Origin of the sequence: Thermoflavimicrobium daqui, from assembly GCF_003313465.1 — a bacterium.
In the GTDB taxonomy this organism is placed as follows: domain Bacteria; phylum Bacillota; class Bacilli; order Thermoactinomycetales; family Thermoactinomycetaceae; genus Thermoflavimicrobium; species Thermoflavimicrobium daqui.
In genome coordinates this window covers 1-7,270 of record NZ_KZ845688.1, presented here as the reverse complement: position 1 = coordinate 7,270, position 7,270 = coordinate 1, and the positions used below count along the sequence as shown (strand labels likewise).

Genomic DNA, 7,270 nt, shown 5'->3' with positions numbered 1-7,270 from the left:
TCGCTAGTAATCGCGGATCAGCATGCCGCGGTGAATACGTTCCCGGGCCTTGTACACACCGCCCGTCACACCACGAGAGTTTGCAACACCCGAAGTCGGTGAGGGAACCTCACGGACCCAGCCGCCGAAGGTGGGGCAGATGATTGGGGTGAAGTCGTAACAAGGTATCCCTACCGGAAGGTGGGGATGGATCACCTCCTTTCTACGGAGTATCTTTATGGATACAAATTTTTGAATCGAAACCTCTCGGGTCATGTCTCACCTTTAGTTTTCAAGGAATACGAAAATCCTCTATCTCTTTTAGATGGAGGATTTTTTTATTTAAAATTTGAACAAATCATCCATTAGAGGAAATATGTCTTTTTCTCTTGTTTGTAGTAAGTTATTATTAGAGTGTTCATTCGCTTATGATAGAAAAAGGGACTTTTCAATTGGAGATGGTAGTCGATGAATCATTTTCAAAAGCAGAAAATTCTACCTGCGGCAGGTAGTATCAAAGACTTTGAAAAGCTCATGAAAACTGACTATGAATATGTTATTTTATTAAATAGTCATATAGCTCAATTACAGTCCTTAATACAGCTAGCTAATCGCCACCAGAAAAAAGTATTATTACATGCGGATTTAGTTCAAGGATTACGAAGTGATGAATATGGTAGCGAGTTTTTATGTCAAGTAATAAAGCCTGCAGGGATCATCTCTACTCGTACTCCAGTAGTCAGTATGGCGAAGAAACGATCACTCATTGCCATTCAACGTATCTTTTTATTAGATACCCATGCATTAAATACTAGTTACCGCTTGCTCCGTAGTTTTCAGCCGGACTATATAGAGGTGTTACCTGGAGTAATCCCTCATATTATTCAAGAAGTATTTGAAACCATAAACATTCCTATTCTAGCAGGTGGACTCATTCGAACAAAAGATGAAGCAAAAGAAGCACTAAAAGCAGGAGCGGTTGCTATTACAACTTCTACAAGGCATTTATGGAAGTGATAATAAAACAGTTGCAAAATGAATTAAATTATTTTATTATTAAATTGTAAACGTTTTCAATTGATTAAGTTAATAGCAGTGTTGAGACGGGGAGAATCACTAATTCCTTTTTCGGGTTGGAAAGAGGGTAGTTTAGTGATTCTTTTTTTATCCCCTAAGAACTAAAATTTTGATCGAAGGAGGTTTTATATGTCTCCGTTTTTGGCTGAGTTGATAGGTACTATGCTTTTAATTGTTTTCGGTGGTGGTGTGTGCGCGGGTGTAAATCTAAAAAAATCGTTTTCCCAAAATTCTGGTTGGATTGTGATTACTTTTGGCTGGGGATTAGGCGTTATGATTGCAGCATATATAGTAGGAAATTACAGTGGAGCCCATCTAAATCCAGCTTTAACCATAGGATTAGCTGTAGCTGGGAAATTTGCTTGGCATCAAGTAGGAACTTATATTATTGCGCAAATGATGGGAGCCTTTTTGGGAGCTGTCATTGTATGGTTACATTATCTCCCCCATTGGAAAGAAACCGAGGATCCAGGAGTTAAGTTAGGTGTTTTTTCAACATCTCCTGCTATTCCGAGTACCCTTTCTAACTTACTAAGCGAGATTATAGGTACTTTTGTATTAGTCATTTCCATACTTGCTTTAGGAGCTAAAGGGATGAAGTTTGCTGATGGACTCCAAACTCTTATCGTCGGTTTTCTTATAGTAGCTATTGGATTATCTTTGGGTGGAACTACTGGATATGCTATTAATCCGGCTCGTGACTTAGGACCGCGGATTGCTCATTTTGTTTTACCGATTGCTGGGAAGGGACATTCAAACTGGAAATATGCTTGGGTTCCAGTTGTTGGCCCCATGATCGGTGGAGTATTAGCAGCTTTAGTATATAGAATCATTTTTTTATAGAGTGTATCACAGCCAATATTTAAAATGAGTGTCTGTCTAACTAATCATCTATTTTTAAGAATGAGGTGTTATGATTGAAAAAGAAATATATTATATCAATTGATCAAGGGACAACGAGTTCTCGGGCTATTCTTTTTGATCAATATGGAAAAATAAAAAATGTGGCTCAAAAGGAATTTAGGCAAATCTTCCCACAAGCGGGTTGGGTAGAGCATGATGCGATGGAGATTTGGGGCTCTGTCCAAAGTGTTATCTCAGAAGTACTAGCCAAAGCATCTGTGTCCGTACATGAGATTGCTGCCATAGGCATTACCAATCAGAGAGAAACAGCGGTTGTTTGGGATCGTCATACGGGACAACCTATTTATCATGCAATTGTTTGGCAATCACGTCAAACAGCTGAAATATGCGAAGAGTTAAAACAGAAAGGATATGAAGATCTAGTTCGAGAAAAAACAGGTCTACTTATCGATGCTTATTTCTCTGGAACGAAAGTCAAGTGGATTCTGGATCATGTAGAAGGAGCACATCAGAAAGCAGCAAAAGGAGACTTGTTATTTGGAACGATAGATTCATGGCTAGTTTGGAAGTTGTCGGGGGGGAAACGGCATGTAACCGATTATTCTAATGCCTCACGTACTCTTATGTATAATATTTATGAACAAAAGTGGGATGATGAACTTTTAGATATTTTGCAAGTACCTAAATCCATGTTGCCTGAGGTATGTTCTTCATCAGAAGTGTATACAGTAACTGAAAAGTCGCTTTTTTTTGGTGAAGAAGTTCCAATATCGGGAATTGCTGGTGATCAACAAGCGGCACTCTTCGGACAGGCTTGTTTTGAAGCAGGTATGGCTAAAAATACCTATGGAACTGGCTGTTTCATGCTTATGAATACGGGGGAAAAAGCTGTACAGTCTAAGCATGGTCTCTTAACAACGATTGCTTGGGGCATAGACGGAAAGATAACTTATGCGTTAGAGGGAAGTATTTTTGTTGCTGGATCAGCAATACAATGGTTACGTGATGGCTTGCAAATCATTAAACAGGCCAGAGATAGTGAAATACTGGCAAATGGAGTTAACTCAAGTAATGGAGTATATATGGTACCTGCTTTTGTGGGACTAGGGACTCCATACTGGGATTCAGACGCACGCGGAGCGATATTTGGCTTAACAAGAGGAACGACACAAGCTCATTTAGTCCGTGCTACATTAGAATCTTTAGCTTATCAAACCAAAGATGTACTAACATCAATGGAAGCAGACTCAGGTATCAATCTAAAAAAACTACGTGTTGATGGAGGGGCTACTGCTAATAATTTCCTCATGCAATTTCAGAGCGATATTTTAAATGTCCCTGTAGAACGACCTGTTGTTTTGGAAACAACTGCTTTAGGTGCCGCATATTTGGCAGGACTCGCTGTAGGCTTTTGGGAGGATAAACGGGAGATAGCAGACAACTGGGTTATCGATCAATCTTTCCAGGTACAAATGGATGACAAAAAAAGAGGTCAATTGTATAATGGTTGGAAAAAGGCAGTATATGCAACTCGAACTTTTAAATAGTTATTTTTCTTTGATGAGACAAGTTAATCTAGGGTGAGATTTGGAGATAAACCACATTGCCTCTTGGTTTTCGAAGGGGTTTTGTGGTTTTTTTATTTATATCAAGGAGGTACCGAGATGAAACCGATCTTTTCAGTGAAATATCGTAACAAATGGATGGCAGATGTATCACGCCAAGAAATAGATTTATTAGTAGTTGGTGGAGGAATTACAGGAGCTGGAATTGCATTGGATGCGCAGTCACGTGGTTTAAATACGGTTTTAATTGAAATGCAGGATTTTGCTGCGGGAACATCTAGCCGTTCCACCAAACTCGTACATGGTGGTCTTCGTTATTTGAAACAATTAGAAGTCAAACTGGTTGCGGAAGTTGGTAAGGAGCGGTCTATTGTCTATGAAAATGGGCCTCATGTGACTCAGCCCCAATGGATGATTTTACCTATTTTTAAAGGAGGGACTTATGGGAAACTAGCAAGTTCTGTGGGAATTTGGATGTATGACTATCTTGCGGGTGTAAAGAAAAATGAACGTCGTAAAATGCTTAACAAGGAAGAAACTTTACAGAAGGAGCCTCTTATTCAAACAGATGGATTAAAAGGAGCAGGGTTCTATGTAGAATATCGTACAGATGATGCAAGGCTTACGATAGAGATACTTAAAAAGGCTATAGAACTGGGTGCGAAAGCATTTAATTATATGAAGGCAGAGGAACTACTTTATCAAAATGGAAAGTTGGTAGGTGTAAAAGCCATTGATCAACTTACAGGTCAATCTTATGAGATCTGTGCCAAAAAAATTGTGAATGCAACAGGTCCTTGGTGTGATGAGTTACGTGAAAAAGATGGCTCGAAAACAGGAAAATATCTGCATTGGACGAAGGGAGTTCATTTAGTTGTAGATAAAGATCGCTTTCCGTTAAAGCAAGCTGTTTATTTTGATGCACCAGATGGTCGAATGTTATTTGCTATTCCACGTGATCAAAAGGTGTATATGGGTACAACGGATACCGATTTTCATGAGGATTTAAAACATCCACGTATGACGAAAGATGATATGGATTATATTTTAAAAGCAGTGAATGATATGTTTCCAACCGTTCAACTGAAACGAGAAGATATTGAATCAAGCTGGGCAGGGGTGCGTCCTCTAATTCACGAAGAAGGCAAGTCACCATCAGAAATCTCTCGAAAAGATGAAATCTTTTACTCTCCATCAGGTTTAATTACGATTGCTGGTGGAAAACTGACAGGTTATCGGAAAATGGCTGAACGAACGGTTGATTTAGTAGTCAAAGAGTTAACACAAGAAGAAGGAAGAACATTTAACTCATGCCAAACAGATCGTATTGTGATTTCTGGAGGAGATGTAGGAGGATCTGCGAATTTTTCTGATTTTGTAGTGATGAAAACAGAAGAAGGAATGAAAGTTGGACTAAAAAAAGAAGAGGCACGAAGATTAGCTAAACATTATGGTAGTAATGTTGATGAAGTTTTTAAAATGATACGGGATGGAAAAAAAGAAGTTGAAAAATATGGGCTTTCTTTAGAAGTATATGGCATGATTGTGTATGGTATTGATTATGAGCTCACGGCAACACCAGCTGACTTCTTTATTCGCCGCACAGGAAGCCTTTTGTTTAATATTGATTGGATGAAAAAGTGGAAACAGCCAGTGATCCAACTAATGAAAGATAAGCTAAATTGGAGTCTAGAGGATGAAGCAAAGTATAAAGAGCAGTTAGAGTTTGAAATTAAAATAGCCACGCAAGCAGTTTAGTCATTCTGTCAATAGATGGAAGACCTACATCTTTCGATCGTATAAAGATGTAGGTCTTTTTTGTTTAGAGATAGATTAAATAACGTAGATAGACATATATATGAGAAATAAGTAAGGCTAATAAGGTAAGTGGAGCGGCGATTTTTAGATATTCGATATAACCGAGTGACTGTCCATTTTTAGCAGCAAGATCTGCAACGACTACATTGGCGGAAGCACCAATAATGGTACCATTCCCACCTAAGCATGCTCCTAAAGCAAGTGACCACCATAGTGCATTAATTTGTGGAGAATCAATCGATAATCCTAGGTGGGCTGCCATATCATTGATTAATGGAATCATTGTAGCTACGAAAGGAATATTATCAATAAATGCGGAAGCAATTCCTGAACCCCATAAGATAAGGATAGCAGCAAAAGGTATATTTCCATTGGTAATATCGAGTAATTGCGAAGCTAGGTATTTAATGACGCCCACTTCTTGTAAACCACCTACTAAGGTAAATAATCCAGCGAAAAAGAAGATAGTAACCCATTCCACCGACTGAAAAGCATCATCCACTTCTTCGGATTTTAAGCCAAATAACATAAGCAGTGTAGCACCTGTAATTGCAATAACGGATGCTTCAATATGGATAATAGAGTGAAGAATAAAGCCAACGATCGTAAAAGCAAGGATAAAAAGAGATTTCTTGAGAAGTACTGCATCTTGAATATATTCTTTCTCATCAAGCTCCATAACTCGTTGCATTTTATGTTCTTCAACACGTAATTTGCGTCGATAGATTAGATAGAGTAAAAAGAGCGTAATCACTAAGATTACTATAACGATTGGGGCTAAGTTAAATAAGAAAGCATTAAAGGTTAAATGTTTGTTCTCTGAACCAATCATAATATTAGGAGGGTCACCAATTAAGGTGGCTGTTCCTCCAATATTCGAGGCTAAAATTTCAGAGATCAAAAATGGAATCGGATTGACCTCAAGCATCTTTGTGATTGATAAGGTGACAGGAACAATTAATAAAACAGTTGTCACATTATCTAAAAAAGCAGAGGCAACCGCAGTAAGCAAGGATAAACTAATCAAAATACGAATGGGATTTCCTTTGGATATTTTGGCCGTTTTAACTGCTAAATATTGGAAAATTCCCGTTTTATTGGTAATCCCTACTAGAATCATCATACCGATAAGTAAGGTAATGGTTTCCCATTCAATATAGTGAGTAAAAGCCTTTTCGATATCGATAATTCCGATGATAACCATGGATGAGGCCCCAATTAAAGCGAGTATTGCTCGATTAAACTTTTCAGTAATAATAAAGGTATAAATGACAATAAAAATTAGAATAGCCAAAATTGTAGATAGCAAAATGAAGTCTCCTTTCCTAATTACTATTTTTATTATAATAGAGGTATCTTATACGGAAGATAGCAAGAGCGGTATATGTATTTTTATTAACAAAAAACCTATTTATGGAAATTGATAATTAACAATCCTAAGAACCGAGTTAATTGTAGATGGGAATTATACGAATAATTGTATAACATTTTTAGCATATATGATATAAGATGAATATTATCTTATTTTAATTTATGAAGGAAGGTTTTCTTGTATAAAGAATTTAAAAGATATAGCATAAAATAAGTTTTTTTGATTAAGATAAATAGGAATAACAAAGAGATATTTTGAGTGAAATATTTTTTACAAAAAGGGTTGCATTTAATAAATCAGCATGATATATTATTACATGTCGCCGCGAGATGCGGTGAAACAAAATGAAACGCACCTTGAAAATTAGATAAGGAAATGATAGTCAAGGGAAAAACATTCACCGAGAGTGAGTACCTTAAAATATTAGGCTTAGGTAGGTTAAGCTAGTAAGGGCACACGGAGGATGCCTTGGCGCCAGGAGCCGATGAAGGACGGGACGAACACCGATATGCTTCGGGGAGCTGTAAGTGAGCTTTGATCCGGAGATTTCCGAATGGGGCAACCCACCAGTCTGAAGGACTGGTACCTCTACCTG

5 protein-coding genes and 2 rRNA genes are annotated in these 7,270 nt (G+C 37.8%); 6 read left to right on the top strand and 1 reads right to left on the bottom strand.

All coding sequences use genetic code 11. The features are described from left to right. The 5 genes from DL897_RS17765 to DL897_RS17745 form a co-directional block, all read left to right on the top strand. Window positions 1-202 (top strand): 16S ribosomal RNA (locus DL897_RS17765); the annotation flags it as partial. Window positions 203-447: 245 nt separating this feature from the next. Then, window positions 448-996, top strand: coding sequence for a glycerol-3-phosphate responsive antiterminator (locus DL897_RS17760; RefSeq protein WP_113660453.1), 549 nt, complete (start codon window positions 448-450; stop codon window positions 994-996). A gap of 189 nt (window positions 997-1,185) precedes the next feature. Beyond that, entirely contained in the window at window positions 1,186-1,899 is a 714-nt protein-coding gene (locus tag DL897_RS17755; protein ID WP_113660452.1) for an MIP/aquaporin family protein, read from the top strand. Window positions 1,900-1,973: 74 nt separating this feature from the next. After that, a complete protein-coding gene (gene glpK, locus DL897_RS17750; protein ID WP_113660451.1) occupies window positions 1,974-3,467 on the top strand; it encodes a glycerol kinase GlpK in 1,494 nt (497 codons plus the stop codon). Window positions 3,468-3,584: 117 nt separating this feature from the next. After that, a complete protein-coding gene (locus DL897_RS17745; RefSeq protein WP_113660450.1) occupies window positions 3,585-5,243 on the top strand; it encodes a glycerol-3-phosphate dehydrogenase/oxidase in 1,659 nt (552 codons plus the stop codon). Between the two features lie 64 nt (window positions 5,244-5,307). Here the strand turns inward: DL897_RS17745 and DL897_RS17740 are convergent, their stop codons facing one another. After that, the gene (locus tag DL897_RS17740) at window positions 5,308-6,612 is read right to left on the bottom strand and encodes an ArsB/NhaD family transporter (RefSeq protein WP_113660449.1); all 1,305 of its coding nucleotides are present in this window, start codon (window positions 6,610-6,612) and stop codon (window positions 5,308-5,310) included. Between the two features lie 499 nt (window positions 6,613-7,111). On the opposite strand from DL897_RS17740, the gene DL897_RS17735 reads away from it, so the two are divergent. Continuing rightward, window positions 7,112-7,270 (top strand): 23S ribosomal RNA (locus DL897_RS17735); the annotation flags it as partial.

Excerpts from the sequence above, each read along its gene's own strand:
- DL897_RS17760 (WP_113660453.1), top strand. The coding sequence starts at position 448 with ATGAATCATTTTCAAAAGCAGAAAATTCTACCTGCGGCAGGTAGTATC.
- DL897_RS17755 (WP_113660452.1), top strand. The coding sequence starts at position 1,186 with ATGTCTCCGTTTTTGGCTGAGTTGATAGGTACTATGCTTTTAATTGTT.
- DL897_RS17745 (WP_113660450.1), top strand. The coding sequence starts at position 3,585 with ATGAAACCGATCTTTTCAGTGAAATATCGTAACAAATGGATGGCAGAT.